Below are 26,995 nucleotides of genomic sequence, written 5' to 3' on the forward strand. Positions count from 1 at the left end.
GCCTATTCCCTTGAGCGCGACTCAAACGCCGATGCTGAGCTGGCGTGTCATCCTACCGTTTGTGCTCACCGGATCGATCTGGGGATCGACCTGGTTTGTGATCACTGGGCAGATCGACGGCGTGCCTGCGGCATGGTCGGTCTTCTACCGCTTTGCTCTGGCAACTCCGGCCTTGTTTCTTGTCGCATTTCTGATGAAACGGCGGCTGAAGCTAACCCGGCCAGAACATATGCTGGCCGTAATTGTCGGCATTTTCCAATTCAGCGGCAATTTTCTGTTCGTCTATCACGCCGAGCTTTACGTGACCTCTGGCATTGTCGCGATGATGTTTGGCTTGCTGATGGTGCCCAACGCTTTGTTCGGCAGGTTATTTCTTGGCGAGAAGGTGCAGGTGGGGTTTGTGCTGGGCAGTATGATCGCGATCATCGGCGTCTCCTTCCTGCTCGTGCATGAATGGCGCGCAAACCCGGATGCAGGGGTTGTCGGCGGCAATGTCGGGCTAGGGATTGTGCTGGCCTTGTTTGGGATTCTGGCCGCCTCTGTGGCCAACGTGATCCAGGCGAACCCAACCGGCCGCGCGGTGCCAATGGTCAGCCTGCTTGCCTGGGCGATGCTGTACGGGACGGTGTTTGATCTTGGCTTTGCCGCGCTAACCTCAGGCCCGCCGCCATTCCCGACAAACGCCGGATATTGGCTGGGCATCGTTTATCTGGCTGTGGTCGGGTCGGTAGTGACTTTCCCGCTGCACTACAATCTGGTGCGCGAGATTGGGGCTGGGCGGGCTGCCTACAATTCGATCCTCACGATCTCGGTCGCGATGCTGATTTCGACTCTGTTCGAGGACTATCAGTGGACGTGGCTGACCGCTGGCGGAATGGTGCTGGCGGTGGTGGGGATGGTCTTGGCGTTAAGGGCCAAGCACACTTCCTAGTCCTTCCACAAAGGTTGGATATTGCGGCTGCCAGCCGAGCACGCGCTTGGCCTTGCCATTCGCAGCTCGGCGGTTCTCCGCGTAAAATCCGCGTGCCATTTCTGATAGGTTTGCCTCCTCCAGCGTTTCCAGTGGTGGAGGCTCGATCCCTAGCAATTGGCAGGCATGCTCGGTCACGGCATTGCCGCTCGCGGGCAGATCATCAGCAAGGTTGTAAGCCCCCGCTGGCGCGTCGCTGGTTAGCGCGGCAATCACGCCGCTGACGATGTCATCGACATGCACCCGGCTGAAGACTTGATCCGGCATATTGATCCGCCGCGCGCGGCCATCACGCACCCGGTCGAGTGCGCTGCGACCCGGCCCATAGATGCCGGGGAGGCGGAACACCCGTGCGCCCAGCTTCACCCATAAAGCATCGGCTTCGGCTCGCGCATTGCGGCGGCCTGCGCCCGTTTCGGCAATGGTGGGCGTGCTTTCATCGACCCATGCGCCCCGCTGATCGCCGTAAACGCCGGTGGATGAAAGATAGCCGTACCATCGTTGACCTGGGGCCTTGCCAAAATTGCGACCATAGATGTCCAGCACAGAATCAAGCCCGGCCTTGCGATCCGGCGGGACGGAGGACAGCACATGGCTCGCGCGGCCAAGCGCTGATTTTACAGCATCACTGTCAGCAAAATCCACATTGCCCGCGCTGCCCGTGGCATCCACTTGCCAGCCGCGCCTTCGCATTTCCTCAGCGATGCGTTTCGCGGTGTAGCCAAGGCCAAAGATCAGCAAATTTGTCATGCGCGCCACCTAATCGCTGGACGCTGAGGCAAATCAACCTAAATCTGAGCCCATGGATATTGCAACGACCCCCTCGACCCCGGATGGCAACCCTCAACTGGCGGATGCGCCGCCGGTCCCGGCCGAACCGCCGGTGATCCTGCGCGAGGATTATCAGCCGTTCCCTTGGCTGCTCCCTGAAACCAAGCTCGTGTTCAATCTTGGCCTCGAAAAGACACGGGTGCTGGCCAGCTTTAAGGTGGAGCGCAATCCTGCTGCCGAGGCCTCCAACGAGCTGCGGCTCAATGGTGACAGCCTGACACCAGCGCGCGTTACCGTCGATGATGTGACGGTCGACAATTTTGTGATGGACGGTCCCGACCTGATCCTGACGCTGCCGGGCGGCAGCCATCAGATCACAATCGAGACCGAAATCGATCCGAGTGCGAACACGACCCTTATGGGGTTGTACGCCTCGAATGGCATGCTTTGCACTCAATGCGAGGCAGAGGGTTTTCGCCGGATCACTTTCTTCCCGGATCGGCCCGATGTCCTTTCGACCTACCGCGTCCATATGAGCGGACCGAAAGACCTGTTTCCGGTTCTGCTGTGCAACGGCAACAAAGTGGCTGAGGGCGAAAGCGAGGGTGGCCAGCATTTCGCACAATGGCATGATCCATGGCCTAAGCCGAGCTATCTCTTCGCTCTTGTCGCGGGCGATCTAGTCGCCAATTCTGCGCCGTTCACGACGATGTCTGGCCGTGAGGTTGAGTGCAATATCTGGGTCCGCGCTGAAGATCTAAGCCGCTCGGACCATGCGCTCGCATCGCTTCACCATTCGATGAAATGGGACGAGGAGACCTTTGGCCGCGAGTATGATCTCGACCTCTACAACATCGTCGCCGTGTCAGATTTCAACATGGGCGCGATGGAGAACAAGGGCCTCAACGTCTTCAACACCAAATATGTGCTGGCCGATCCCGACACAGCAACCGATGCCGATTATGACGGCGTTGAGGGTGTGATCGCGCACGAATACTTCCACAATTGGTCGGGCAATCGCATCACCTGCCGCGACTGGTTCCAGCTGTCCTTGAAAGAGGGCTTTACCGTGCTGCGCGACCAGTTGTTCAGCCAGGATATGCGCGGAGAAGCGGTGAAGCGGATCGAAGACGTGCGTATTCTGCGCGCGGCGCAATTCCCGGAGGATGCAGGGCCACTCGCGCATCCAATCCGGCCAGACAGTTACCGCGAAATCAGCAATTTCTACACCGCCACCGTCTATAACAAAGGCGCCGAAGTCATCCGCATGATGCGCAGCATGGCAGGTTTGGACCAGTTCCGCGCAGGCACCGACCTGTACTTTGATCGCCATGATGGCGAGGCGGCGACCTGCGAGGATTTCATCAAATCCATCGAGGACGGAGCGGGCCTTGACCTTGAGCAGTTCCGCTTGTGGTACCGTCAAGCTGGCACGCCTCGCGTGAAAGTTCGCCAAGAGGTGGCAAGCGATGGCCTGACCCTAACGCTCTCTCAAACCGTGCCGCCTACGCCGGGTCAGCCGGAGAAGCAGGCGATGCCGATTCCGCTACGGATCGCTGTGCACAGCCGCAGGGCAGGTCAGCTCGGCGAGGAGCAGCTGATCGTGCTTACCGAGGGTGAGCAGAGCTTCACTTTGCCAATGGCCGGGCCAGACCCTGTGGTTTCGATCAATCGCGGCTACACCGCGCCCGTGGTGATTGAGCATGAGGTGCCGCTCGAAGACCTCGGTTTTCTTGCCGCGCATGATGATGATCCCTTTGCGCGGTATGAGGCGATGCAGCAGCTCAGCGTGGGCTATTTGGTCGCGGCGGCCTCTGGCGAGCTGGACGAGGCGCAGCGCGCAGCGGGCAAGGCCGCGATTGGCGATGCGCTGGCCGCGATCCTGACTGATGATGCGCTGGACGACAATATGCGCGGCGAGCTGATGATGTTGCCGAGTGAGACCTATCTGTTTGAGCAAATGGCAAGCGGCACTCGTTTGGCCGATCCGGGCGCGATCCATGCTGAGCGTGAGGCGCTGAAGGCCGCGCTGGGTACCGTACTCAAACGGGAGCTTGAAGGGCTCTACACGCGCACGGCCTCGGTTGGCTTTGACGATCTTGCTGGGCGCGGCGCGCGTAAAGTGAAGACTCAGGTCCTCGTGCTGCTGGCGGCGAGCGATCCAGAGCAAGCGGCGGAAACGGCGGCGCAGCAATTTGATGCGGCGAACAATATGACCGACCGCCAAGGCGCACTGATGGTGCTATGCGGTCTTGAAAGCCGGCAACGCGCCGATGCGCTTAGGGCTTTCTATGATCGCTACACCGGCAATGATCTGGTGATCGACAAGTGGTTCACGCTGCAGGCGCTCGCTCCGCACAAGGATGTGATCGAGCATGTAAAAGAGCTCGCCAAACATCCCGATTTTACGATCAAGAACCCGAACCGCGTTCGCTCGCTGTACATGGCCTTTGCTGGCAATCCCACGGCGTTCCACGCGGCAGATGGTTCCGGCTACGGCCTGATTGCGGACCTCATTTTGGCGCTTGACCCGATCAACCCGCAAACAGCGGCGCGGTTTGTCTCGCCGCTGGGCAAATGGCGGCGGATCGAACCTGGGCGGGCAGCCATGATGAAGGTCGAGCTGGAGCGCATTGCCGCGGCACCCGGCCTGTCACGCGACACATCCGAGCAGGTCACGCGCAGTCTGGAGGGCTGAGCGTGGGCGCGTTCGATATAACCCGGGCTGATGCGCTTGGGCGCATTCCGCACGGCTTTTTCGGGCATGCAAATGGGGTGCATCAATTCGGCTATGGCGGGGATGGTGATAGCGCATTGATCGCACGGGACCGTCAGGAAGCGGCGCAAGCTCTGGTGGATGGCGGCACGCTCGCCGCCCCGCATCAAGTCCATTCGCCTGATGTTGTAACCGTGGGCCAAGCCTGGACTGATGATCCCACTGGACGCCCGGTCGGTGATGCTGTCGTGACGTCAACGCCTGGCATCGTGCTCGGCATTGTGACGGCGGATTGTGCGCCGGTCCTGTTTGCGGACCAGCAGGCGGGGGTTGTTGGCGCGGCCCATGCGGGATGGCGCGGCGCGGTAGGCGGCGTGCTCGAAAACACGCTCACCGCGATGGAGGCTCTGGGTGCAGCGCGTCAGAATATCGCCGCCGCCATCGGACCCACGATTGCCCAGGCGAGTTACGAGGTGGATGCTCCCTTTAAGGCCAATTTCACGCATGAGGATGAGCGCCATTTTTCCGTGGGTCGCGACGAGCATTGGCAGTTTGATTTGCCCGGCTTTGTCGCCGCGCGGCTCGCCAAATCTGGGTTGAAGACGGTCCAATTGCTCGATCTGGATACTTTTTCGCTATCGCAGCGTTATTATTCCTATCGCCGTGCGTCCGGGCGCGGGCAGGCGAATTATGGGCGTCAAATCAGTATGATCGCGGCGCCCTGATGTGGTTTGGCCATAGGCTTGCAGGAAAGCGAACAGGCAATGCTGAAAACAGTGTTGGAATCCCCGGCCATTGGGGCTAGTAGCGCGCACGAGTTGTAATCCGGCATGGGGTGAATGCAGGTTTGGGCTTTTGCCGACTGCATAAATTCCCGCTGGACTGGCTAGACAAACAATCAACGTTGCCGCCGCATGGGCACATATCCAGAGCGGCAAAGAAGACAGGGTTTTGAACGATGGCTGATGCAAACGAAGCAAATGAGGGCGTAAGGCGGCGTGATTTCATTCACGTGGCAGCACTCTCGACCGCTGGCGTTGGTGCCGCGGCCAGCGCGCTGCCGCTGGTTTCCCAAATGGCTCCATCGGCCGATGTGCTCGCTGAAAGCACCACCGATGTGGACGTATCCGCAATCGAAGCGGGCCAGAGCATCAAGACAATCTTTCGCAAGCAGCCACTGTTTGTAAAGCGCCTCACCGCGGAAGAAATTGCCGCCGCGAATGAAGTCGATGTGGCCAGCCTGCGTGATCAGCAAACACTTGCTGAGCGTTTGGGCGAAGGCAATGAAGACATTCTCGTTACGATGGGCGTTTGCACCCATTTGGGCTGTGTGCCTCTGGGCGCGGCTGAGGGTGAGAATAAAGGGGAATATGGTGGCTATTTCTGTCCGTGCCATGGTTCCCACTACGATACCGCTGGCCGGATCCGTAAAGGCCCTGCGCCAACCAATATGATCGTGCCAGAATTTTCATTTACGTCTGAATCGGTCATCCGCGTCGGATAATCGATCTAGATAGATTACTGTTGAACACTCACGAGAGAACGCCATGAGCTTCGCCTGGGCAAAACAATACGAACCGAAGAACGACTTCACCAAATGGATTGATGAAAAGCTGCCATTGCCGCGGTTGGTCTACAATGCAGTTGGTGCGGGCTATCCGGTGCCGCGCAACCTCAACTATATGTGGAATTTTGGTGTTCTCGCCGGATTCTGTTTGATGATCCAGATCATCACCGGCGTGATTTTGGCAATGCACTATGCGGCCAATGCCGAAGTTGCCTTTGCCACGACAGAGCACATCATGCGCAACGTCAATTCCGGTTGGCTGATGCGTTATGCCCACGCCAACGGCGCGAGCTTCTTCTTCATCGTGATTTATCTGCATATCTTCCGCGGGTTCTACTATTCTTCTTACAAAGCGCCGCGTGAGATGATCTGGCTGCTGGGCGTGGTCATCTTCCTGTTGATGATGGCGACTGCCTTTATGGGATATGTGTTGCCGTGGGGCCAAATGAGCTTCTGGGGCGCGAAAGTGATTACCGGCCTGTTTGGTGCAATCCCGCTGGTCGGGGAATCGCTTCAAACATGGCTGTTGGGCGGTTTTGCGCCTGATAATGCTGCGCTGAACCGTTTCTTCTCGCTGCACTTCCTGCTGCCATTTGTGATTGCAGGCGTTGTTATCCTGCACATCTGGGCGCTTCACATTCCTGGCTCGTCGAACCCAACCGGGATCGAAGTGAAGAAGGAAAGCGACACAGTGCCGTTCCACCCGTATTACACGGCTAAGGATGGCTTTGGCCTGGGCATCTTCCTGCTGGCGTTCACTTTCATGGTGTTCTTCCTTCCGAACACGCTGGGTCACCCGGATAACTATATCGAGGCGAACCCGCTTTCGACACCTGCTCTGATCGTTCCGGAATGGTACTTCCTGCCGTTCTACGCGATCCTGCGCGCATTCACCTCTGATCTGACAATCCCGTTCACCGGCATCATTCTGGTCCCGGCGAAACTGCTCGGTGTGATCGCAATGTTCGGCTCAATCCTGATCTGGTTCATTCTGCCATGGCTCGATAAAAGCCCGGTTCGCTCCGGTCATTATCGTCCGATGTTCAAGAAGTTCTTCTGGTTCGGCCTTATCCCTTGCATGGCTTTGCTGACCTATTGCGGAGGTGCGCCGGCAGAGGAGCCTTACGTGCTGCTAAGCCAGATCGCGACGGCCTATTACTTCCTCCACTTCCTGGTGATCCTGCCGATCGTCAGTCAGATCGAAGTGCCAAAGCCGCTGCCTTATTCGATCACCGAATCGGTGCTTGGATCGGATGATGCGGCTCCTGAAAACTCCGCAAGTTCGGGTGCAAAGGGTGCTGGTGAAGCCGGCTCCTTGCAGCCGGCCGAATAGTCCGCCATTGGCAACGCTGCCCGTTTGGCCCAAGTTTAAGTTGAAAGTCTAAGCGTATGAGCATTCGTCTCGGAGCGATCATTGCAGGTTTAGGGATCGTGGGGATCCTGTTTTTCTGGTCCCTGCTGCCAGGTGCGATCAATTATGCGCCCGCTGAAAAACCTGACTATTATGCCTTCAAGGAAAAGCCCATCGCGCCTGAAGGTGGGTTCTCGTTTGAGGGTCCGTTCGGCAAATGGGATAATGCTCAACTGCAGCGCGGCTATCAGGTCTATAAAGAGGTCTGCGCGGCCTGCCACGGTCTGAAGTTTGTCGCATTCCGTAATTTGAGCGAGCTTGGCTATTCCGAAGCAGAAGTGCAGGCCGAGGCAGCCAATTGGATCGTTCCGGGTATCGATCCCAACACCGGTGAGGTGACCACGCGTCCGGGCAAACCAACCGATCAGTTCCCATCACCGTTCGCAAACGATGTTGCGGCCGCTGCGGCCAACAACAATGCGATCCCACCTGATCTCTCACTGATGACCAAGGCGCGCAAAGACGGCACAAATTACGTCTACTCGCTGCTTGCCGGTTACGGCGAACCAGATCCAGAGATCGCCGCGAGTGTGTCAGAGTTTGAGACCCCGACCGGCCTGTATTTCAACAAGTACTTCGCCAATGTGAACATTGCGATGGCTCCGCCTATCGCGGCCGACGGGCAGGTTACCTATGCAGACGGAACCGACGCGACGGTCGATCAGATGTCTGCTGATGTTGCCGCGTTCCTGACCTGGACCGCTGAGCCAACTTTGGTGAAGCGCAAGCAAACCGGTTGGCCAGTGCTTGGCTTCCTGCTGTTCGCAACGATCCTTGCTTATCTCTCAAAGAAGCAGATTTGGGCCGGGCTTAAGCCGAAGAAGAAATAGGCAGACGGGCATCTGCCCAATGTTTGAAACAGCGCCTCTCCATCCACATGCGATGGCGGGGCGCTTTTCGTTTGAGGTCTATGCCAAGTGGGCGCGGCCCGAGATGAGGAACTGGATATGACCCCTGAAGAACTGCGCGTGCTGATCCGTACGGTCCCAGACTTTCCCAAGCCAGGTATCCAGTTTCGCGACATCACGACATTGATCGGCCATCCTCAGGGCCTGGCGGCCAGCGTTCGCCATCTGGCCGAGATGGCGCGAGCCTGCGGCGCTCAAAAAATTGCCGGGATGGAGGCGCGCGGTTTTATCTTTGGCGCGGCGGTGGCGGTTGAACTGGGCATTGGCTTTGTGCCGGTGCGTAAGCCGGGCAAGCTGCCAATTGAGACCATCGGCGTCGACTACGCACTCGAATATGGCACCGATCGGTTGGAGATGGACCCTGCCGCCGTCAGCGATGGCGAGCATGTGGTGATCGTCGATGATCTGATCGCCACCGGCGGCACGGCCATTGCCGCGGCAGAGCTGCTGCGTATGGCCGGCGCGCGGATTGATCATGCGCTGTTTGTGATCGATTTGCCTGACCTTGGCGGAGCGGCGAAACTGACCTCGGCGGGCCTAGAAGTGCGTACATTGCTGGACTTTGAGGGCGATTGAGGCCGCTGCCCGCAAGCTCGCGGCGCTGTAAACGATTGTCTTAAGCCTTGATTTCGCCCCCGTAAGCGCGCACCCGAACGCGGGTATGGACTCGCAAGCTCTTGTAATCGCCACGGTCGGCGTGCTGGGTATCGGCGCGCAATGGGTCGCTTGGCGAACCGGTTGGCCTGCGATTGTCCTGATGCTGGCGGCGGGCTTTATCGCTGGCCCAATCACCGGACTGATCGATCCCGAGGCAGCCTTCGGCGATTTGCTCGACCCTATGGTCAGTATTGGTGTTGCGCTGATCCTGTTCGAAGGGGGCTTAGCCTCGACTACCGAGAGCTTAGGCATTCCGGTCAAGCGGTGATCCGCCTCGCTACCATTGGCGTGTTTATTGGTTGGGCGCTGGGTGCGGCGGCAGGGTATTATATTGCCGGTCTCGTGTGGCCGGTCGCGGTGCTGTTTGGCGGTATTTTGATCGTCACCGGGCCAACGGTTGTCATCCCGCTGCTGAGGCAATCCAAGATCCAGACGCGGCCCGCCTCGATCCTCAAATGGGAGGGGATTGTAAACGACCCCACTGGCGCGCTGTGCGCGGTGATCGCGTATGAATATTTTCGCAAGGTCGCCGATAGCCCCGGTGCTTCACTGATCGAAGTGGTGCCGCCGTTGATCATCGCTGCGATTATGGCGGGACTGATCGGCTATGCTGCTGCGCGCTTGATTGCCTTCCTGTTCCCGCGCGGCGCGATCCCGGAATATCTAAAAGTCCCCGTGCTGTTCAGCGCGGTGATCGGCGTGTTTGTCCTGTCGAATAATATCGAGCACGAAGCGGGTCTGGTCGCGGTTACGGTGATGGGCATTACTCTCGCCAACCTTGGCGTCTCCAGCTTGCGCTCGATCCACCCGTTCAAAGAGAATATTGCGGTGCTGCTCGTCTCGGGCATCTTTATCCTGCTTTCTGCCTCGCTGAAGTGGGAAGAACTAACCTATCTGCAGACGAGCTGGCGCCCGCTCGCATTCTTGGTCGCGCTGCTGTTCCTCGTGCGCCCGGCCACCGTTTTGCTCAGCCTGCTTGGCACCGCCGTGCCGTGGAACGAGCGCCTGTTCATCGCCTGGATTGCGCCGCGCGGTATTGTGCTGGTGGCGATCTCTGGTCTGTTTGCGCTGCGGCTTGATGAGCTTGGGATTGAAGGTGGGCAATTGCTCACCGGCCTCAGCTTCGCCGTCGTGGTCATTACCGTCATCGCCCACGGCTTTACGGTCGAATGGGCGGCCAAATTGCTGGGTGTGAAAGGCGAATCGCGACCCGGCCTGCTGATTGTTGGGGCGACCCCGTGGACCATTGCGCTCGCGCGCGAGATGCAGGCGCTCAAAACCCCGGTGATGATCGTTGATCCCAGTTGGCAGCGGCTTGGCGCGGCGCGGCGCGAAGGCTTACCGTTCTACCACGGTGAGATCTTGAACGAGGCGACTGAGCACAATCTCGACCTTACCCCATTCCAGGTGCTGGTCGCGGCCACTGATAACGAGGCTTACAATGCACTCGTCTGTAATGAATTTGCGCATGAGGTGGGGCGCGATTCCGTCTATCAACTGGGCGAAAGCGCGGATGAGGACGATAAGCACGCGCTGCCAGAGAGCATCCGGGGGCGCGCATTGTTCGAATCGGGTTTTGGCGTGTCCGACACCAACGAGCGCCAGGAGCAAGGCTGGGTATTCCGCAAGACCAAGCTGTCGGACGAGTTCAATTTTGAAGACGCGCAGGAGATCCTGCCGCAAACCGCAAACATGCTGATGCTGGTGCGCAAGAGCGGCACGCTGAGGTTCTTCACCCATGCCGCCCGGCCAGAACCGCGCGCGGGCGATACGATCATTTCCTTCACCCCGCCTTCATTGAAGAGCGCGGAAGATCACGCGGCAAAGCGCGCGAATAAAGAGAGCGGAAAAGAGCGGGCGAAGGAAAACTCCAAACCCAGCGACGAGGGCGACACAGGCCCGCAAACGGCCTGATCGAGGCGGGCAAAGGTAAACGAGGAAGTGATGAGAACGACGACAGTCTTGATCGCAGCATCATTGATGATGGGCCTATCCGCCTGCAGTGCCGAGCGCGATGCTGTGGATGCGGGCGAGGACGTCAGTATTGCGGATGGCGCTGATGGCGAGAATGCCGAAGACGGGGCGAGCGAAGAAGAAACCGTCTCAATCCTGCGCAGCGATATTGAGCAACCCGAAGTGGACGCTCCGCTGGAGCCGCTTAACGCCACGATTGGTTTTCCCGATGGTGGATCGGAGCTTAGCGGAGAGGCCTTGACGGCGCTCAAAGAAGTGCTCGCCTCAGAACAGGTGGCGCGTGGCCTGCCGATTGTCCTGCGCGCTCACAGCGATGCTGGTGGCAGCGATGCGGTGAATGCGCGAGCGTCCGAGGCGCGCGGTCTGGCGGTCGCCGCTTGGCTGATCGAGAACGGTATTGCTGATGACCGCATTCGTGTGATCGTCTTTGGGGAGCAAAACCCGATAGAGCCCAACGCTCTGCCCAATGGCGCGCCGAATGAGGCAGGGCGGGCGGCGAACCGCCGAGTGGAGGTGCTGGTCGGCTCCGCGCGACCTGCGTCATCGCAAGATGCCGCCGCAGACTGATCAGTCGAGGCTAGCAACTAGCTCAAGCGCGGACTGCGCATATTCCCGGCGGCAGATCAGCAGATCGGGCAGGTATGTGTCCGCTTGGTTATAGACCATTGGTGAGCCATCGATTCGGCTGCAATGCAGGCCGTGGGCCGCTGAGACCGCAATCGGCGCGCAGCTATCCCATTCATATTGCCCGCCGGAATGCAGGTAAATCTCAGCCTCGCCGCGCACGATCGCCATGGCCTTTGCGCCCGCGCTGCCCATGGGCAGCAATTCGCCGCCAATTGCGTCAGCTAATGCGACCGCTTCCTTAGCGGGCCGAGTGCGGCTGACGACCAGACGTGGTTTTGCCGCCGCTTCGGGCAGGGCGGCCGGTTGATCAGAGCGCAGCACTATGCCGCCGTCCAGACCGGGCAGAGCGACCGCGCCGACACTGGCTGTACCGTCGACTGATAGGCCGACATGCACCGCCCAATCGCTGCGCTCCTCGCCATATTCGCGTGTGCCATCCACTGGATCGACGATCCAGACGCGGCTCATGGAGCAGCGCGCCGTGTCGTCCTTTTCCTCTTCGGACAGCAGGCCGTCATCGGGACGTGCGGCGCGGATCGCATGGCATAGGAATTGGTTCGCCGTGGCATCGCCTGCCGCGCCCAGCGCCTTGCCAGTGAACATACCGCTGCTGCGGACATCCAGCAGGATGCGCCCTGCGACCTCTGCCAGGTGTGCGGCCAATTCCGCATCGGACATTGCGGCCGGATCAGCGCTCATTGTTTCACCTGTCATTTCAGCGGCAGGATCGCGGCAATGATGTGGTCGGCGGCTTCTTCAATCGTCATCTCCACCGTGTTCACGCGGATTTCCGGGTTCTCTGGCGCTTCATAAGGGCTGTCGATCCCGGTGAAGTTCTTAAGCTCCCCATCGCGCGCCTTTTTGTAAAGGCCCTTCACATCGCGTTGTTCGGCGACTTCCAATGGCGTGTCTACGAAGATTTCGATAAACTCGCCTTCCGGCATCATTTCGCGCACCATCTGGCGCTCAGCCCGGAATGGCGAGATAAACGCGGTCATGACGATCAGTCCGGCATCCGTCATCAGCTTCGCCACCTCGCCAATGCGGCGAATGTTCTCAATCCGGTCTGCCTCGGTAAAGCCCAGATCCTTGTTCAGCCCGTGGCGCACATTGTCCCCGTCGAGCAGGAAGGTGTGGCGGTTCATCAGCGCTAGGCGCTTCTCCACTTCATTGGCGATGGTCGATTTGCCAGAACCGGAAAGCCCCGTGAACCACAGCACGCGCGGTCGCTGGTTCTTCAGGCCAGAATGATCATCGCGGGTAATCGTGGTCGGTTGCCAATGCACGTTTTGCGCGCGGCGCAGGCTGAAATGCAGCATGCCCGCGCCCACGGTCGCATTGGTGAACTTGTCGATCAGGATGAACCCGCCAAGCGCGCGGCTGGTTTCATAGGATTCGAATGTGATTGGCCGATCCGTGCGCAGCTCCGCCACGCCGATGCCGTTGAGTTCCAGCGTTTTTGCCGCCAGATGCTCAAACCGGTTGATACAGATCTCATATTTCGGTTCAGCGATGGTCGCGCTGACCATCTGGCTGCCGATTTTGAGCCAATAGGCGCGGCCAGGTTTCAACGCGGCCTCGTCCATCCACACGAGCGTGGTTTCAAACTGGTCTGAGGCTTCAGGCGGATTGTCCGCCGCCGCGATCACATCGCCTCGGCTGCAATCTACCTCATCCGCTAGAGTGATGGTGACCGACTGGCCGGCGACGGCCTCATTCAGCTCTCCATCGAAGGTCAGGATCGATTTGACGGTGCTGGTCTTGCCCGCGGGGACAATGCGCACCTTATCGCCGGGTTTGATCGTGCCGCTCGCGATCAGGCCGGTAAACCCGCGAAAATCCAAGTTGGGCCGGTTCACCCATTGCACGGGCATGCGGAAGCTGCGCTCCTGCGCGGCAGTGTTCGCCAGCTCGACAGTTTCCAGATGCTGGATTAGGGAGGGGCCGCCATACCACGGCGTATTGACCGAAGGGGCGCCATCGGCTCTTGGGGTGATGTTGTCGCCCTTAAAGCCGGAGATCGGGATCGCGGTGAAGCCTTCAATGCCGATCTGCTCGGCAAACTGGCTGTAATCGGCGAGGATTTCCTCAAATCGGGCCTGATCGTAATCGACCAGATCCATCTTGTTCACCGCCAGGACCAAATGCTTGATGCCCAGCAGGTGGACGAGGAAGGAATGCCGCCGCGTTTGTTCGAGCACGCCTTTGCGCGCATCCACCAGGATCACCGCCAGATCGGCGGTCGAAGCCCCGGTGACCATATTGCGGGTGTATTGCTCGTGCCCCGGCGTGTCGGCGACAATGAATTTGCGTTTCTCTGTGGTGAAGAACCGGTAGGCAACGTCGATGGTGATGCCCTGTTCGCGTTCCGCCGCCAGGCCATCGACCAGCAACGCAAAATCGATCTCATCGCCCTGAGTGCCGACCTTCTTGCTGTCGCTTTCCAGTGCGGTCAGCTGATCTTCGAAGATCATCTTGGAATCGTACAGCAGTCGCCCGATCAGGGTCGATTTGCCATCATCTACGCTGCCGCAGGTGATGAACCGCAGCAGGCCCTTATGCTGATGCTGGTCGAGATAGGCGTCGATATCCTCCGCGATCAGTGCATCGGTTTGAAAACTTGAATCCTGAGTAGGGGCGTGCCCATCAGCCATCAGAAATACCCCTCTTGCTTCTTGTCTTCCATGCTGGCGGATTGTCCCTTGTCGATCGCGCGGCCTTGCCGTTCAGACCCGGTGGCGAGCAGCATTTCCTGAATGATCAGGTTCATATCGGTCGCATCGCTCTCCGTCGCGCCGGTCAGCGGATAGCATCCCAGCGTGCGGAAACGGACAGATCGCTCAACCGGCTCTTCGCCCGGCTCTAGGCGGAAACGGTCGTCATCCACGACCAGCAGCATCCCGTCACGCTCCACCGTGGGGCGCTTTTGGGACATATAAAGCGGCACGATATCGATCTTTTCCAGCGCGATGTATTGCCAGATGTCGAGCTCGGTCCAATTGCTGATCGGGAACACGCGAATGCTCTCATCATCGGCCTTTTTGGTGTTGTAGAGGTTCCACAGCTCAGGCCGCTGGTTTTTGGGGTCCCAGCGGTGTGATGCGGTGCGGAACGAAAACACGCGCTCTTTCGCGCGGGCCTTTTCCTCATCGCGCCGCCCGCCGCCAAAGGCCGCGTCGAACCCGTGCTTGGTCAGCGCTGCCTTCAAGGGATCGGTCAGCTGCGCCTGGGAATAGAGCGCGCTGCCGGTGTCGAACGGGTTGATACCTTGTTCTTCGGCATGCTCGTTCTCAGCCACGATCAGGTCGAGATCATATTCCTTCACCGTCCTGTCACGGTGATCGAGCAGAGCCTGAAAATCCCACCCACTGGCGACATGCAGCATCGGGAAGGGAGGCGGCGCAGGGTAAAAGGCTTTGCGCGCAAGGTGCAGCATGACCGAGGAATCCTTGCCGACCGAATACAGCATAACCGGTTTTTCAGTCTCGGCCACGACTTCGCGGAAGATATGGATGCTTTCGGCTTCGAGCCGCTCAAGATGGGTAAGGCTTTTCATGGTTCTGGGCAGCTAACGGTTCGGTGAGGCAAAACAAGCCTAGTTTTGTTTGTTGGGCAAGAAGCGCAGCCTGCAATGCTGCTCAGCTAACAGAGCATAGCGCCATTTTACGCACGAGCTATTCTTGAGGAAATCTGGAGCGGGTAAGGGGAATCGAACCCCTCTAGCTAGCTTGGAAGGCTAGAGCATTACCACTATGCTATACCCGCCCGCTCGGCAGCGCCATTGCCACGGCAAATGCGCATTCGTCAAATAAAACCTAGGTCCTGCCCCTAATCCACCGGCATATTGTCAATCAACCGGGTGCCGCCAATTCGCGCTGCGACCAGCAGGCGGGCAGAACCGCCATCCAGCGCGGTGATCTCTGCCAGAGTGCTTGCATCGGCCAGGGACGCATAATCAACGCTTGAGAAGCCGGCACCCAGCAGTGCTGATTTGAGCGCGCTGAGTGCCGCGTTAACCGGCGCGCCGCTTTCAATCTCTGTAATTGTCGCCTTCATCGCCGCCGGCAGGGTCGCAGCGGCCGCGCGGTCGCTGGGTGAGAGATAGCGGTTGCGGCTGCTCATCGCGAGGCCATCTGCCTCTCGCACGGTTGGCACGCCGATAATCTGCTCTGCAGGCGGCTGGGTCAGATCAAGATCGCGGGCCATAGTGCGGATCACCGCAAGTTGTTGAAAATCCTTCTCGCCGAAGAACGCCATGTCGGGTTGGACCTGATTGAAGAGTTTGCACACGACCGTGGCGACCCCGTCAAAATGACCCGGCCTGTCCGCGCCGCAAAGGCCTTCGCTCACCCCGCGTACGGAAATACTGCTGGCGAAATTTCGCGGCCCGCCGGGATACATAGCCTCGACTGTTGGTGCCCACAGCAGTGACACCCCAACGCTTTCCAGCATGGCGGAATCCTCGGTCAATTGCCGGGGATAAGCGTCCAAGTCTTCACCTTCGCCAAATTGGGTCGGGTTGACGAAGATCGAGGCTACCACATGGTCGCATTGATCACGCGCAGCTCGCATCAAAGTGAGATGCCCCTCGTGCAGCGCGCCCATGGTCGGGACCAGGCCAATGCTGGCGGGTGCGCTGATGCTACCCTCTGCCACCGGTTCCCGGCGCAGCGCCGCGATGGATTTTCTCAACATCTCGAGTGTGCTTACGGTTTGCAGTGGTTTGCCCTTTCGGTATGCGCTGTAACTCATCTTTAGCCGCGCTGGGCGAGCGGAGACAAGATCGCCCCGTTCGCACCGACGTTCGCAATGAAGGACACGGCCCATGGCCCAGAAAAGCGCGCACCGCATCGTCTTTGCGAATGAAAAAGGCGGTACGGGCAAATCCACTACCGCGGTGCATATTGCGGTTGCGCTGTCCTATCTGGGCGCGCGGGTGGTGGCGATTGACCTTGATCCGCGTCAGCGCACGATGGACCGCTATATGGAAAACCGCGCAGCCACCGCAGAGCGGCGCGGGATCAACCTACCCACGCCCCAGTGCCAGGTTTTCAGAGGGCGCAGCGATTCCGCACTGCTGGTGGCGATAGATCGGTTGGAGAAGGACGCCGATTTCCTGATCATAGACAATCCTGGGCGTGACGATCCCTTGGCCCGTACGGCGGCGGAAAACGCCGACACTTTGGTCACACCTATGAATGACAGCTTCGTCGATTTCGATTTGATCGGCCAGGTGGATTCGGAGACCTTTAAGGTCAAGAAATTGTCCTTCTTCGCAGAGCTGATCTGGGAGGCTCGGGTGAAGCGCAGCCGCGCCACTCTGGCTGACAAGCGTCCTGAGATGGATTGGATCGTGGTGCGCAACCGGACCGGCCACGTTGAGGCGCGTAATATGGCGCGGATTGAGCAGGCGCTTAACGAAATGTCGAAGCGCGTCGGTTTTCGGGTCGCCCACGGCCTTTCTGAGCGTGTGATTTATCGGGAACTGTTTCCCTCCGGGCTCACTTTGCTTGATAAGGGGCACTTGGGTGAGCTGGGCACCAGCCATCTGATCGCGCGGCAAGAGCTGCGTTCGCTTTTAAAGGCCCTCAACCTGCCCGATTTTGAACGCGGGCAATCGCAGATGGAGCTCGCCTGAGCCATGCTAAAGATCGCGGTTATTCTTGTGCTGATATGCGTCCTGTTCCGCTGGGCGCTGGGCAAATGGCCTTGGGATATGGCGAAGGGCCCCTCAAGCAGGAACCAGGAGCTGACGAAGGCGCGGCAATTGCTGCGCGTGCCTCAAGACGCAGATTATGCAGAGATTGCGGCGGCGCATAAGCGCCTGATTGCGGTCGTGCATCCCGATAAAGGCGGCTCGGCCGAGCAAGTGTATGAGGCGAATGCGGCGCGCGATCTGCTGTATGAAGAATTGCCCGGCCCCGCGCCTGTGAAGGCGCGCGATGATGATGACAATGCAGGCGCTCCGCCTGAGTGATGCGCGCTGATGATGGAGCCGCATATTAGGACGATAGGCTTTGGCGTGCGTCGCGGCCTTCCATTCAATCAACCACCCCAAACCCCATTCAGGATGATCTTATCATGAGTCACCAATTTCACTCCACGGTCCTGCGTGAATATGACATTCGCGGGATCATTGGTGAGACGCTGGGCGCGGATGATGCGCGGGCCATCGGGCGCAGTTTTGGCACCATGCTGCGTGAGGCAGGTGGCAAGACGGTGGCGGTGGGCTACGATGGGAGGGTCAGCTCACCCATGCTCGAACACGCCCTTTCCGAAGGGCTCACAGCCAGCGGCTGCGACGTCGTAAAGATCGGGATGAGCGCCACCCCAATGCTTTACTATGCTGAGGCGTCATCCGAACAGATTGATGGCGGCATACAGATAACTGGCAGCCACAATCCCGCCAATTACAATGGCTTCAAAATGGTATTTCAAGGGCGTCCGTTCTTTGGAAAGGACATCCTGGCGATCGGCGAAATGGCCGCCTCTGGCCGGTGGGCCGACGGCAACGGGGAGGTCAGCGAGCGCGACATCCTGAGTGAGTATGTCGAGCGCTTGCTCAAGGCTCTCACTGGGATTGAGGGGGAGGCCCTCGCCGACCTCAAGGTCGGATGGGACGCTGGCAATGGCGCCGCTGGACCTGCTTTGGAGGCGCTGGCCGCGCGGCTGCCCGGGGAACATCATCTGCTGTTTACTGACGTTGATGGACATTTTCCCAATCATCACCCTGATCCGACTGTGGAGGCCAATCTGGCTGATCTTCGCGCGCTGGTCGCGGAGAAGAACCTCGACTTTGGTGTGGCTTTCGATGGTGATGGGGATCGGATCGGCGCGATCGATGGCTCGGGCCGGGTGATTTGGGGCGATCAATTGCTAATGATCTATGCTGAGGATGTCCTCAAAACCCACCAAAACGCGACGATTATTGCCGATGTGAAGGCCAGCCGTGCTTTGTTTGATCACGTTGCGGCGCATGGCGGACAGCCGCTGATGTGGAAGACCGGGCACAGCTTGATTAAGTCCAAAATGAAGGAGACGGGTTCTCCCTTAGCCGGTGAAATGAGCGGCCATGTGTTCTTTGCTGACACATATTACGGCTTTGACGATGCTCTGTATGCTGGATTGCGGCTGATCGCGGCCTCTGCGCGACTCGGCAAATCGGTGACGGAGCTGCGCGGGGCGATGCCCGACATGCTGAATACGCCAGAGATGCGGTTCCAGGTCGATGAAGTGCGCAAATTTCCGGCTATGGCTGAAATCAGCGAGCGGATGACGACCAATCCCGGCCCCGGCGTCGAAGAGGTCAATGCGACCGACGGCGTGCGGGTGAACACCTCCGATGGCTGGTGGCTGCTGCGGGCTTCAAATACGCAGGACGTGCTGGTCGCGCGCGCAGAAAGCGATACCGCCGAAGGGTTGGAGCGCTTGATCGCACAAATCGACGAGCAATTGGCCCTGTCCGGCCTTGAGCGCGGCGAAAGTGTGGGGCATTAGAACTACGAGCACACGAATTTGCATCCGAATAATCGCACAAGGACAAAGAGATGAAGCATCCGTTTAAGCACATTGCTCTCTCACTCAGCGCGGCCGCCTTGGCGTTTTCCGCGCCGCTCGCGGCTCAGGATTCTGCCTCTTCAGAGCCGACGGCCGAAGAGTTGGAACAGGTCATGGGCGCGCTAACGGGCATGTTCCAGGCAGAGCCGCTGACGGCTGAGCAAGAGGCGCGTCTGCCCGCGGCTGAGGTGATTGTCGCCACCATGATGCCGGAGGGTTTCTACGCCGAGCTCATGGGCGAAATGATGGGCGATACCTTCACCCCGATTATGGCGATGTTTTCTGGCGAGACGGGTGCGCAAATGATGCTGTCCACCCGGCTGGCGACCGATCCGGCTAAGGTTGATGCCTTGAGCGCCGAGGAACGCAGCGAGCTGGTGGCCTTGCTCGATCCTGGATTTGAGCAGCGCGGTGAGGCGATGGGCGGCGTGTTTGGCGAGATGATGACCGAGGTTGCCACCTTGATCGAGCCGGGCTTTCGCCAAGGCATGGCGCGCGCTTACGCAGTGCGCTTCACAGCAGAGCAACTGACCGATATCGCGGCCTTTTATGCAACACCAACTGGCGAGATTTATGCGCAGCAGACCATGGCATTGTTCACTGATCCGCAAGTGATGTCCGCCAGTATGGAGGCGATGCCGGTGATGATGGGGCAGTTTGCCGACATGGAAACGCGCGTATCTGAAAAAATGGCGGAGTTGCCGGCGGAGCGCGCCTTTGAAGATTTGAGCGCGGATGAGCGGGCGCGCATGGCACAATTGCTCGGCCTGTCCGAAGGGGAGCTAGCGGATATTGTTCAACCTCCAAGCGGGGGCGGCGGTTCACCGTTCTGATCTACGCTTGCGAGAGGCTGTGCTGATCTCCATTGTGTGAGGCGTGACAGCCAGCGCGCCTTCCCCAAAGCTTCCATCTGAGATCCAGGCGTGGTTCGATGCGCGCGGCTGGCGCGTCCGGCGGCATCAGCTCGACATGCTGGCTCAGGCCGAGGCGGGCAATCACGCGCTGCTGGTGGCGGATACTGGCGCGGGCAAGACGCTGGCCGGGTTCTTGCCGACATTGGCCGCCTTCGCGCCTTCGACCCTGCAAGGTGCAAAGCCGCCAGAGGGCCTGCACACGCTCTATGTTTCGCCGCTAAAGGCGCTGGCCCATGATGTGCAGCGTAATCTGCTGACCCCGGTGGAGGAGATTGGCCTTGATATTCAGATCGAGACGCGCAGCGGCGATACGTCCTCTGACAAGAAGAAACACCAGCGAACCAAGCCACCACATGTGATGCTGACCACGCCAGAGAGCCTCTCTCTGCTGCTGTCCTATCCGGAAAGTCTGGAGCTGTTTCGCGGCCTAAAGCGGGTGGTGATTGACGAGGTCCATGCCTTCGCCACGGGCAAGCGCGGAGACCTGCTCGCATTGGCGCTCGCGCGGCTTCAGAAGCTCGCGCCCGATATGCAGCGGGTCGCTTTGTCAGCAACGCTCGCCAACCCGCTGGCCTTTCGCGAATGGCTCGCCCCGCAGGCCGATGATGGCACGGGCGAGATTGCTGCGGCGGAGCTGGTGCTGGGCGAAGATGGCGCACCGGCGGAGGTGGAAATCCTGCTGCCGATTGATGCGCGCGTGCCGTGGGGCGGGCATGCCGGGCGCTGGGCGGTGGATCAACTTTATGAGCAGATCAAAGCAAATAAAACGACGCTGATCTTCACCAACACCCGCTTTCTGGCGGAGTTCATTTTCCAATGCCTGTGGGATGTGAACGAGGACAATCTGCCCATCGGCGTCCACCACGGCAGCCTGTCGAAAGAGGCGCGGCGCAAGGTCGAGGATGCGATGGCACAGGGGCGTCTGCGCGGCCTCGTGTGCACGGCCAGCCTCGATCTGGGTGTTGATTGGGGCGATATTGACTGCGTGGTGCAAATGGGGGCGCCCAAGGGCAGCTCTCGCTTGCTGCAACGGATTGGCCGCGCCAATCACCGGCTCGATGCGCCCAGTCGTGCGATCCTGGTCCCAGGCAATCGCTTTGAATTTCTGGAGGCGACCGCGGCCAAGGATGCGGTGGATGAGGGGCAGCGTGATGGCGAGGATTTTCGTGGCGGCGGCCTCGATGTGCTGGCTCAACATGTGATGGCCTGCGCCTGTGCGGGCGATTTTCGCGAAGCCGAATTGCTGGCTGAGATTCGCAGTAGCCTGGCCTATGCCTGGGTTGATGAGGCGGCATTCCAGCGCGTGCTGAGCTTTGTCGAAAATGGCGGCTATGCGCTCAAGGCCTATGACAAGTTCAAGCGGATCACGCGCGATCGCGCTCCTGCAGGCAAGGGCATATGGCGGCTGACTCATCCCAGCCATGCGCAGCGTCACCGAATGAACGCCGGGATTATTGTCGATAGTGAAATGCTGATGGTGCGGTTCAAGAATGGCCGCAAGCTGGGCAAGGTGGAGGAACGCTTTGCCGCTCAGCTCTCGCCCGGTGACACGTTCTTTTTTGCGGGCATCAGCCTGGAGGTGGAGAGCCTCAAGGATATGGATGTGATCGTGCGCGCGGCGAAAAAATCGGCGACCATTCCGAGCTATGGAGGGCTGCGCCTGCCGCTGACCACCCATTTGGCGAGCCGGGTGCAGCAAATGCTGAGCGACCGGGTCAGCTGGGCGCGTTTTCCCGATGATGTGCGCGAATGGCTGGAGGTGCAGGATTGGCGCAGCGAAATGCCGGGGCCGGGCAAGCTGCTGGTCGAGAGCTTCCCCCACGCGAAGAAGCATTACAGCGTCTATTATACGTTTGAGGGATGGAACGCGAACCAATCGCTGGGTATGTTGATCACGCGGCGGATGGAGGATCTGGGCCTCGCGCCGGGCGGCTTTGTGGCGAATGATTATTCGCTTGGCGTGTGGGGATTAAAGCCGGTTGCGAACCCAGTGCCGCTGCTCTCGCCCGATATTCTGAATGATGAGTTCGTGGATTGGGTGCAGGAATCCCACCTGCTGCGCCGTGCCTTTCGCGAGGTTGCGGTGATTAGTGGGCTGGTGGAGCGGCAGCATCCCGGCAAGCGCAAGACCGGCAAACAGGTCACGTTCTCGACCGACCTCATTTACGATGTGCTGAAGAAATACGAGCCGGACCATGTGCTGCTGGAGGCGGCCTGGGCTGATGCCCGCGCGCGGATGACGGATGTCGGGCGTCTCGCTGATTTGCTGGAGCGCTCAGAACGAGAATTGGTGCATGTCCAGCTCGACCGGGTCAGTCCGCTGGCCGTGCCAGTGATGACGATGATCGGGCGCGAGGCTGTGCCGCAAGGCGCGGTGGATGATGAACTGCTGCTGGAGGCGGAGACGCTGGCAGGTGAGGCGATGCGGGTGGATGAGCCGCTGGAGGATTAGGGAGCGGGCGGGGCAGGGGCAGGCGGACCGTCCGATAGCGACCCACAAGCAATCGTTGATGGTGGACTAGAACAAGCGCTCCAAAAGCAGATCTATTGTCTCGTTTGCGTCCGACCATGGATATGCGCTGATAGTGATCTTGTTATGCGCAATGCCATGAAGCGCTCCCAGAATTAGGTCCGTATTTAGTTGGAGCGATTCCTTGGCAATACCGCCCGCAGCTAGGGCGATTGCCTGCGGAAATAGTTCAAAGTCAGCCAAAATCTCAGGGTTGTCGACGAACAGGCTGACGTCCGACTGGGTCACTCCGTCCGCCATAAATACGAGACGATAGTGTTCCGGGTTTGTCAGCCAATATCCGACATAGAGCTGGCAAGCGAGCCGAAGCCGCTCTTTGGGATCAGTGACTGACTCCAATCTCGCTCTGATTTCACCAAACACCGCTCGGAACACGACCGTCCATAGCGTCTGGAGTATCGCGAGTTTGCTGTCGTAATATTTGTAAAGCGTCATCGGAGAGCAGCCGACCTCGTTCGCCAATCGGCGGATCGAGACGTTGGCATAGCCTTCTTCCTGGAAAAGGCTCTCCGCGGTTTTGGCAATCAACTGCCGCGTCGCTTCGTTCTGGCCAGGCGTCTTGGACGGCCTTCCTCGTGGGCGGCGTTGGCTGCTCGGCAACTTAGTCATTGCCACGTTAGACTCCATTGACACGGCAATTGCAACTATATAATTAGAACGCGTATAATTAAATATCGCCCGATATGTTTTCTGCTCTCACTTGGGTGCAGATGCCAACGACGAGGATGCCGAAATGACGAACCTACTACGAATTGTCCTTGCGCTGTGCGGGATCGGAATTGTCGCGCTTGGCCTGAACGTCAGTCTTGGCGGAATTGTGACGATGGGTTGGCAGGGTTCGACCGACTTCATCTCGGTCACGGACGCTGCTGCTTTTAGGGTTCAAGACAACCATGTTCGCTTTATCGCTGGCGTTTGGACCGGAGTGGGATTGCTGTTCCTTGCAGGATCGGTTGCACTTGAGCGAATGCGATCAGTGCTGCTCGCTTGCATCGCGATGATAGTAATCGGCGCTTTTGCTCGGCTTGGTTCAGGTGATTGGGATCTTGTCGCAAGCGCAGCGATCCTGCCTTCCTTGCTGGCTGAGCTAATCGTTTTCCCAGCGATTGGCCTTTGGATTGTGCGCAACGGAAGGACATCGAATGCTTGAAACCTTGCACATTCTCACAGTCATTTCGCTTGGTATCTTTTCTGGTGCGCAATTGGCCGAAGCTTGCATCCTAGTACCGTTCTGGCGCCGAATACCGGCAACTGAATTTTTTAGTCTGCATCACGCTATGGGACCGCATCTGTTTCGGTTCTTCGCACCGATCACCGCCGTTGCCGTGCTGCTTGCGCTAGCATCTGCCTTAATCAGTAACGGCGATCCATGGCCAATCTCTGCCGGAGCGCTCTCGCTTATCGCGGTTGCGATGTTCTTCGCCTACTTTAAGGCCGCGAATGCCGCCTTCGCTGCACGTTCGATCACCGATGAGCGGCTGCCTATCGAATTGATGCGCTGGGCCAGATGGCATCAGGCCCGAACTGTGATCGTCATAGGTGCTTTCGTCAGCAGCGTGCTCGCCTTGTAGCCGTTCGCTCAACTCCCAGTATCGACCTATGAGTTGAAGGTCCGTTCCCACCCCCATCCTCAGACGCAGTCCCAATGCCGCTCACCGCACAAAGTCCTTGTGCCTCTCATTGCCGACAAAGGCGAATTTGGTCGCACCGCTATCCTTGATAAGCGCAATCGTGCGCGAGGATTGATCATAGCTTGCATAGGCATCTGGATCGAAGCGTAGTTGCGGTTCCTCGGGCATAGCGTTCGCCAGCTCCAGCGATGCGCGCAGCCTCTTGCGGTCGACCGCCTGACCGTTCCAGAACAATTGGTCCGATGCGTCGATATGGACGATGTTGATCCTGGGATCGGCGGTGCATTCCACACATGGCCCCGCGGGCAGATCGACCTCGGTGGTGTTGGTCTGAATCGGGATTGCGAGCATCAGCATGATGAGCAAGACCAAGAGCACATCGATGAAGGGAGTGACGTTCATCTCGCCCATGGTTTCCTTGCGGCTCGCAAATCCATTCGGGCGTCGCAGTGTCATAGGCATGGTCCAGTCTCCTTCGTGATGATGCTTGGTCGTGATGCGTGCGTTGCAGAGGGTGCTTTCCGCTAAATGTTAGCGTTATGATTAAGACTATATATCATAACAATTAAGTTGCCAAATGCATACCTTGTTTGGAGGGAGTGGAGCGCGGATTTGAGCCTCTATACCTGTACGCCAGCACATTTTGGGATTGACCCAACTGGCTCAGCGTGTGGTGCCGTGCGTTTTGGTATGCCTAGCCGCAAACTCAGGTCGCTGAAGGGCGGTGCGTGCGATATATTCGCCGCACCAGCCAAAGAAGTGCGGTCCAAAAGAAAAGGGCGGGTCCGCATATGCAGCCCGCCCTCTTCGAGTTTTTGTATGATCGTTTGACCGTTACTGAGATCCACCAACCGGCGGTCCGCCGGTGCCAAATGTGCGGTATTTCTCGTTGCCGACAAAACCGAATTTGGTGATCCCTGAGCCTTTGATGATCTGCAGCACGCGAGCTGTCAGATCATAGCCTGCAAGCGGTTCTGGTTCGAACTGCAATTCAGGCTCTACCGCAAAAGTCAGCGATTGCTGCAGATTGGATACCAATTCGCTCTGCGAGATCGGAATCGCATTCCAAAGAATTTCGCCGCCCTGGGTAAGGACCAGCTTGTTCTTCACCGGGTCGACCGGCGGCGGGGTATCGTTCTCAGAAGGTTGCGGCAGATCGATATCAACCGAATGGGTCGCCACCGGAATGGTGATGATGAACATAATCAGCAGCACGAGCAAAACGTCGATAAGTGGCGTCATGTTCATTGCGATCATCGGTTCGCCGTCGTCTGCGCCTCCAGACAATGCCATAGGTTTTCTCCTAGTTCTTTCTGGTCAGCTTAGCCGTTTGGATCGACCGGGTTCGAGATGAAGCCGACCGTTGGGTAACCAGCAGCCTGCACGTTATAGATCGCTCCTGCGATACAGCGCCAAGGTGCATTCACGTCACCGCGAATGTGAACCTGCGGGATCTGATCCGGGTCTTCCATGATCGCTTCCACGCCGCCAGCGCGCTGGACGATTGCGTCAAGGCGTTCAAACGCCCGGTCGTACAGCTCTTCTGAGGTCACTGGAGTGATGTTGTTGAAATAGACCCGGCACTCACCCTGACGGGCAGCGCCTTCAAATCCAGGCTCACCTGCACTGTTGCCAGCGCCATCGGTCGTGCTGACCGTCAGCAGCAGGTTTTCCACCTTGTCATCGGATTCGAGCGACTCGAAAACTGGAATTTCGAGTTTTTCGATCGTCTGAATCGCCACTGGAACCGCGATAAGGAAGATGATCAGAAGAACCAGCATCACGTCCACGAGGGGCGTGGTGTTGATCTCTGACATGGGGGTCTCACCCCCTCCCATCGAAATCGCCATTGTGTATTCCTATCCTAAACTTCGCCCGAAAATCCGGGCTGGTAATCGTATTGTGCCCTTAAGCAGAGCGGTTAGCGCGGGGCGGCCCATTCCTGGCGCATGGGCCAGTAGCAAGGCCGCCCGTCACGCAATACGATTAGGACCGGGCAGCGGCAGGCTTCGCAGCAGGCTTAGCCGCAGCAGCAGGCTTCTTAGCAGCCGGTGCAACACTTGGCTTAACCGCACCATCTGAGCTGATGTAGGCCAGAATGTCGGTTGAGAAGCTGTTGAGCAGCTCAGCAATGCGGCGGTTACGGCTCTGCAGCCAGTTAAACGCAAGCACGGCAGGCACAGCCACAAGCAGACCAATCGCGGTCATGATCAGGGCTTCACCAACTGGACCAGCAACCTTATCGATCGATGCCGAACCGGCGATGCCGATGTTGATCAGTGCGCGGTAAATACCGATCACCGTACCAAGCAGACCGATGAATGGTGCGGTTGCACCAACGGATGCGAGGAATGGCAGGCCGCCAGCAAGCTTTGAGTTGATCGAGATCTTCCGAGCGCTGAAGCGAACCGTGCATGTAATCATGCGCTTCAAGGCTGTCGGTCATCTTAGCGTGCTTTTCTTCGGCGGTGATCGCATCATCTGCAACCTGGCGCCATGCACTGTTCTTCTCAAGCTTGGTCGCGCCTTCTTTCAGCGAGTTGGTGCGCCAGAAGTTTTGCAGGCCTTTGGCTTGCTTCATCACCTTGTTCTGCTCCAGCAGCTTGGTGATGAGGATGTAGAATGAGCCAACGCTCATAATGATCATGACAGTCAGGATGAACCAAGCGACAGGGCCGCCTTCTTCCATGGCTTTGACAAAGCCAAACTGGTTTTCCGGAGCTGCTTCAGCGGCGCCAGCAAGAAGTTGAATAATCATTGCG

Annotated in this window: 24 protein-coding genes, 1 tRNA gene and 2 pseudogenes; 16 read left to right on the forward strand and 11 right to left on the reverse strand. The window is 58.7% G+C overall.

Annotated elements, in window-relative coordinates:
• Positions 1–31: 31 nt before the first annotated feature.
• Positions 32–931 carry a DMT family transporter gene (locus tag AC0V6O_RS00555; RefSeq protein WP_486145439.1) on the forward strand — a complete coding sequence of 300 codons (900 nt, stop codon included), beginning with the start codon at positions 32–34 and terminating at the stop codon, positions 929–931.
• On the opposite strand, the gene AC0V6O_RS00560 is transcribed toward AC0V6O_RS00555, so the two are convergent.
• Complete coding sequence (locus AC0V6O_RS00560; protein ID WP_486141051.1) at positions 908–1,720, reverse strand: Rossmann-fold NAD(P)-binding domain-containing protein; 813 nt, start codon at positions 1,718–1,720, stop codon at positions 908–910. The genes AC0V6O_RS00555 and AC0V6O_RS00560 overlap by 24 nt on opposite strands.
• A gap of 52 nt (positions 1,721–1,772) precedes the next feature.
• On the opposite strand from AC0V6O_RS00560, the gene pepN reads away from it, so the two are divergent.
• From pepN to AC0V6O_RS00600, 8 genes and pseudogenes are all read left to right on the forward strand, one after another.
• On the forward strand, positions 1,773–4,439 hold the full coding sequence (gene pepN, locus AC0V6O_RS00565; protein WP_486141052.1) for an aminopeptidase N: 2,667 nt from the start codon (positions 1,773–1,775) through the stop codon (positions 4,437–4,439).
• A gap of 2 nt (positions 4,440–4,441) precedes the next feature.
• A complete protein-coding gene (pgeF, locus tag AC0V6O_RS00570; protein WP_486141053.1) occupies positions 4,442–5,182 on the forward strand; it encodes a peptidoglycan editing factor PgeF in 741 nt (246 codons plus the stop codon).
• Between the two features lie 233 nt (positions 5,183–5,415).
• Complete coding sequence (gene petA / locus AC0V6O_RS00575) at positions 5,416–5,961, forward strand: ubiquinol-cytochrome c reductase iron-sulfur subunit (protein WP_472640319.1); 546 nt, start codon at positions 5,416–5,418, stop codon at positions 5,959–5,961.
• Positions 5,962–6,004: 43 nt separating this feature from the next.
• Positions 6,005–7,357, forward strand: a complete 1,353-nt coding sequence (locus tag AC0V6O_RS00580) for a cytochrome b (RefSeq protein WP_486141054.1) — start codon at positions 6,005–6,007, stop codon at positions 7,355–7,357.
• Positions 7,358–7,413: 56 nt separating this feature from the next.
• Positions 7,414–8,265, forward strand: coding sequence for a cytochrome c1 (locus AC0V6O_RS00585; RefSeq protein ID WP_486141055.1), 852 nt, complete (start codon positions 7,414–7,416; stop codon positions 8,263–8,265).
• A 117-nt stretch (positions 8,266–8,382) separates the two neighbouring features.
• A complete protein-coding gene (locus AC0V6O_RS00590; protein ID WP_486141056.1) occupies positions 8,383–8,919 on the forward strand; it encodes an adenine phosphoribosyltransferase in 537 nt (178 codons plus the stop codon).
• Between the two features lie 85 nt (positions 8,920–9,004).
• A pseudogene (locus tag AC0V6O_RS00595) lies at positions 9,005–10,914 on the forward strand (cation:proton antiporter).
• 30 nt (positions 10,915–10,944) lie between these two features.
• Positions 10,945–11,541, forward strand: coding sequence for an OmpA family protein (locus tag AC0V6O_RS00600; RefSeq protein WP_486141057.1), 597 nt, complete (start codon positions 10,945–10,947; stop codon positions 11,539–11,541).
• Here the strand turns inward: AC0V6O_RS00600 and AC0V6O_RS00605 are convergent, their stop codons facing one another.
• The 5 genes from AC0V6O_RS00605 to panC all read right to left on the reverse strand — a co-directional run bounded on the left by AC0V6O_RS00605 (position 11,542) and on the right by panC (position 16,320).
• Positions 11,542–12,300, reverse strand: a complete 759-nt coding sequence (locus AC0V6O_RS00605; RefSeq protein ID WP_486141058.1) for a 3'(2'),5'-bisphosphate nucleotidase CysQ — start codon at positions 12,298–12,300, stop codon at positions 11,542–11,544.
• 11 nt (positions 12,301–12,311) lie between these two features.
• Positions 12,312–14,255, reverse strand: a complete 1,944-nt coding sequence (cysN, locus tag AC0V6O_RS00610) for a sulfate adenylyltransferase subunit CysN (RefSeq protein WP_486141059.1) — start codon at positions 14,253–14,255, stop codon at positions 12,312–12,314.
• Positions 14,255–15,157: a sulfate adenylyltransferase subunit CysD gene (gene cysD, locus AC0V6O_RS00615; protein ID WP_486141060.1), complete on the reverse strand. Its 903-nt coding sequence runs from the start codon at positions 15,155–15,157 to the stop codon at positions 14,255–14,257. Before cysD ends, cysN begins: the two co-directional genes overlap by 1 nt.
• Before the next feature lie 135 nt (positions 15,158–15,292).
• A tRNA-Gly gene (locus AC0V6O_RS00620) sits at positions 15,293–15,366 on the reverse strand.
• Between the two features lie 63 nt (positions 15,367–15,429).
• Positions 15,430–16,320, reverse strand: coding sequence for a pantoate--beta-alanine ligase (panC, locus tag AC0V6O_RS00625; protein WP_486145441.1), 891 nt, complete (start codon positions 16,318–16,320; stop codon positions 15,430–15,432).
• 106 nt (positions 16,321–16,426) lie between these two features.
• Between panC and AC0V6O_RS00630 the strand changes: the two genes are divergently transcribed.
• The 5 genes from AC0V6O_RS00630 (at position 16,427) to AC0V6O_RS00650 (ending at position 22,524) form a co-directional block, all read left to right on the forward strand.
• The gene (locus tag AC0V6O_RS00630) at positions 16,427–17,239 is read left to right on the forward strand and encodes a division plane positioning ATPase MipZ (RefSeq protein WP_472640325.1); all 813 of its coding nucleotides are present in this window, start codon (positions 16,427–16,429) and stop codon (positions 17,237–17,239) included.
• 3 nt (positions 17,240–17,242) lie between these two features.
• Positions 17,243–17,578, forward strand: a complete 336-nt coding sequence (locus AC0V6O_RS00635; RefSeq protein ID WP_486141061.1) for a J domain-containing protein — start codon at positions 17,243–17,245, stop codon at positions 17,576–17,578.
• 104 nt (positions 17,579–17,682) lie between these two features.
• A complete protein-coding gene (gene pgmG / locus AC0V6O_RS00640; protein WP_486141062.1) occupies positions 17,683–19,098 on the forward strand; it encodes a phosphoglucomutase/phosphomannomutase PgmG in 1,416 nt (471 codons plus the stop codon).
• Between the two features lie 50 nt (positions 19,099–19,148).
• On the forward strand, positions 19,149–19,991 hold the full coding sequence (locus tag AC0V6O_RS00645) for a DUF2059 domain-containing protein (protein ID WP_486141063.1): 843 nt from the start codon (positions 19,149–19,151) through the stop codon (positions 19,989–19,991).
• A gap of 43 nt (positions 19,992–20,034) precedes the next feature.
• A complete protein-coding gene (locus tag AC0V6O_RS00650) occupies positions 20,035–22,524 on the forward strand; it encodes a ligase-associated DNA damage response DEXH box helicase (protein ID WP_486141064.1) in 2,490 nt (829 codons plus the stop codon).
• A 66-nt stretch (positions 22,525–22,590) separates the two neighbouring features.
• On the opposite strand, the gene AC0V6O_RS00655 is transcribed toward AC0V6O_RS00650, so the two are convergent.
• The gene (locus tag AC0V6O_RS00655) at positions 22,591–23,211 is read right to left on the reverse strand and encodes a TetR/AcrR family transcriptional regulator (protein ID WP_486141065.1); all 621 of its coding nucleotides are present in this window, start codon (positions 23,209–23,211) and stop codon (positions 22,591–22,593) included.
• Positions 23,212–23,335: 124 nt separating this feature from the next.
• Here AC0V6O_RS00655 and AC0V6O_RS00660 point away from each other — a divergent pair, with 124 nt between their 5' ends.
• Together AC0V6O_RS00660 and AC0V6O_RS00665 are read left to right on the forward strand one after the other, a co-directional pair.
• On the forward strand, positions 23,336–23,752 hold the full coding sequence (locus tag AC0V6O_RS00660) for a DUF4345 domain-containing protein (RefSeq protein ID WP_486141066.1): 417 nt from the start codon (positions 23,336–23,338) through the stop codon (positions 23,750–23,752).
• Complete coding sequence (locus AC0V6O_RS00665) at positions 23,745–24,173, forward strand: hypothetical protein (protein ID WP_486141067.1); 429 nt, start codon at positions 23,745–23,747, stop codon at positions 24,171–24,173. Before AC0V6O_RS00660 ends, AC0V6O_RS00665 begins: the two co-directional genes overlap by 8 nt.
• 81 nt (positions 24,174–24,254) lie before the next feature.
• On the opposite strand, the gene AC0V6O_RS00670 is transcribed toward AC0V6O_RS00665, so the two are convergent.
• The 4 genes and pseudogenes from AC0V6O_RS00670 to AC0V6O_RS00685 form a co-directional block, all read right to left on the reverse strand.
• Positions 24,255–24,695 carry an ExbD/TolR family protein gene (locus AC0V6O_RS00670; RefSeq protein ID WP_486141068.1) on the reverse strand — a complete coding sequence of 147 codons (441 nt, stop codon included), beginning with the start codon at positions 24,693–24,695 and terminating at the stop codon, positions 24,255–24,257.
• A 372-nt stretch (positions 24,696–25,067) separates the two neighbouring features.
• Entirely contained in the window at positions 25,068–25,526 is a 459-nt protein-coding gene (locus AC0V6O_RS00675; RefSeq protein WP_486141069.1) for an ExbD/TolR family protein, read from the reverse strand.
• Positions 25,527–25,555: 29 nt separating this feature from the next.
• Entirely contained in the window at positions 25,556–26,083 is a 528-nt protein-coding gene (locus AC0V6O_RS00680) for an ExbD/TolR family protein (protein ID WP_472640337.1), read from the reverse strand.
• 136 nt (positions 26,084–26,219) lie between these two features.
• Positions 26,220–26,991, reverse strand: a pseudogene (locus tag AC0V6O_RS00685) (MotA/TolQ/ExbB proton channel family protein).
• Positions 26,992–26,995 lie beyond the last annotated feature (4 nt).

The sequence above is a fragment of the Erythrobacter sp. JB2-19 genome (genome assembly GCF_057365005.1).

Excerpts from the sequence above, each read along its gene's own strand:
- AC0V6O_RS00635 (WP_486141061.1), top strand. The coding sequence starts at position 17,243 with ATGCTAAAGATCGCGGTTATTCTTGTGCTGATATGCGTCCTGTTCCGC.
- AC0V6O_RS00580 (WP_486141054.1), top strand. The coding sequence starts at position 6,005 with ATGAGCTTCGCCTGGGCAAAACAATACGAACCGAAGAACGACTTCACC.
- AC0V6O_RS00670 (WP_486141068.1), bottom strand. The coding sequence starts at position 24,695 with ATGCCTATGACACTGCGACGCCCGAATGGATTTGCGAGCCGCAAGGAA.
- AC0V6O_RS00645 (WP_486141063.1), top strand. The coding sequence starts at position 19,149 with ATGAAGCATCCGTTTAAGCACATTGCTCTCTCACTCAGCGCGGCCGCC.
- AC0V6O_RS00665 (WP_486141067.1), top strand. The coding sequence starts at position 23,745 with ATGCTTGAAACCTTGCACATTCTCACAGTCATTTCGCTTGGTATCTTT.
- AC0V6O_RS00660 (WP_486141066.1), top strand. The coding sequence starts at position 23,336 with ATGACGAACCTACTACGAATTGTCCTTGCGCTGTGCGGGATCGGAATT.
- AC0V6O_RS00680 (WP_472640337.1), bottom strand. The coding sequence starts at position 26,083 with ATGGCGATTTCGATGGGAGGGGGTGAGACCCCCATGTCAGAGATCAAC.
- petA (WP_472640319.1), top strand. The coding sequence starts at position 5,416 with ATGGCTGATGCAAACGAAGCAAATGAGGGCGTAAGGCGGCGTGATTTC.
- cysN (WP_486141059.1), bottom strand. The coding sequence starts at position 14,255 with ATGGCTGATGGGCACGCCCCTACTCAGGATTCAAGTTTTCAAACCGAT.
- AC0V6O_RS00630 (WP_472640325.1), top strand. The coding sequence starts at position 16,427 with ATGGCCCAGAAAAGCGCGCACCGCATCGTCTTTGCGAATGAAAAAGGC.
- pgmG (WP_486141062.1), top strand. The coding sequence starts at position 17,683 with ATGAGTCACCAATTTCACTCCACGGTCCTGCGTGAATATGACATTCGC.
- pepN (WP_486141052.1), top strand. The coding sequence starts at position 1,773 with ATGGATATTGCAACGACCCCCTCGACCCCGGATGGCAACCCTCAACTG.
- cysD (WP_486141060.1), bottom strand. The coding sequence starts at position 15,157 with ATGAAAAGCCTTACCCATCTTGAGCGGCTCGAAGCCGAAAGCATCCAT.
- AC0V6O_RS00590 (WP_486141056.1), top strand. The coding sequence starts at position 8,383 with ATGACCCCTGAAGAACTGCGCGTGCTGATCCGTACGGTCCCAGACTTT.
- AC0V6O_RS00600 (WP_486141057.1), top strand. The coding sequence starts at position 10,945 with ATGAGAACGACGACAGTCTTGATCGCAGCATCATTGATGATGGGCCTA.
- AC0V6O_RS00675 (WP_486141069.1), bottom strand. The coding sequence starts at position 25,526 with ATGGCATTGTCTGGAGGCGCAGACGACGGCGAACCGATGATCGCAATG.
- AC0V6O_RS00555 (WP_486145439.1), top strand. The coding sequence starts at position 32 with ATGCTGAGCTGGCGTGTCATCCTACCGTTTGTGCTCACCGGATCGATC.
- AC0V6O_RS00605 (WP_486141058.1), bottom strand. The coding sequence starts at position 12,300 with ATGAGCGCTGATCCGGCCGCAATGTCCGATGCGGAATTGGCCGCACAC.
- AC0V6O_RS00655 (WP_486141065.1), bottom strand. The coding sequence starts at position 23,211 with ATGACTAAGTTGCCGAGCAGCCAACGCCGCCCACGAGGAAGGCCGTCC.
- AC0V6O_RS00560 (WP_486141051.1), bottom strand. The coding sequence starts at position 1,720 with ATGACAAATTTGCTGATCTTTGGCCTTGGCTACACCGCGAAACGCATC.
- AC0V6O_RS00585 (WP_486141055.1), top strand. The coding sequence starts at position 7,414 with ATGAGCATTCGTCTCGGAGCGATCATTGCAGGTTTAGGGATCGTGGGG.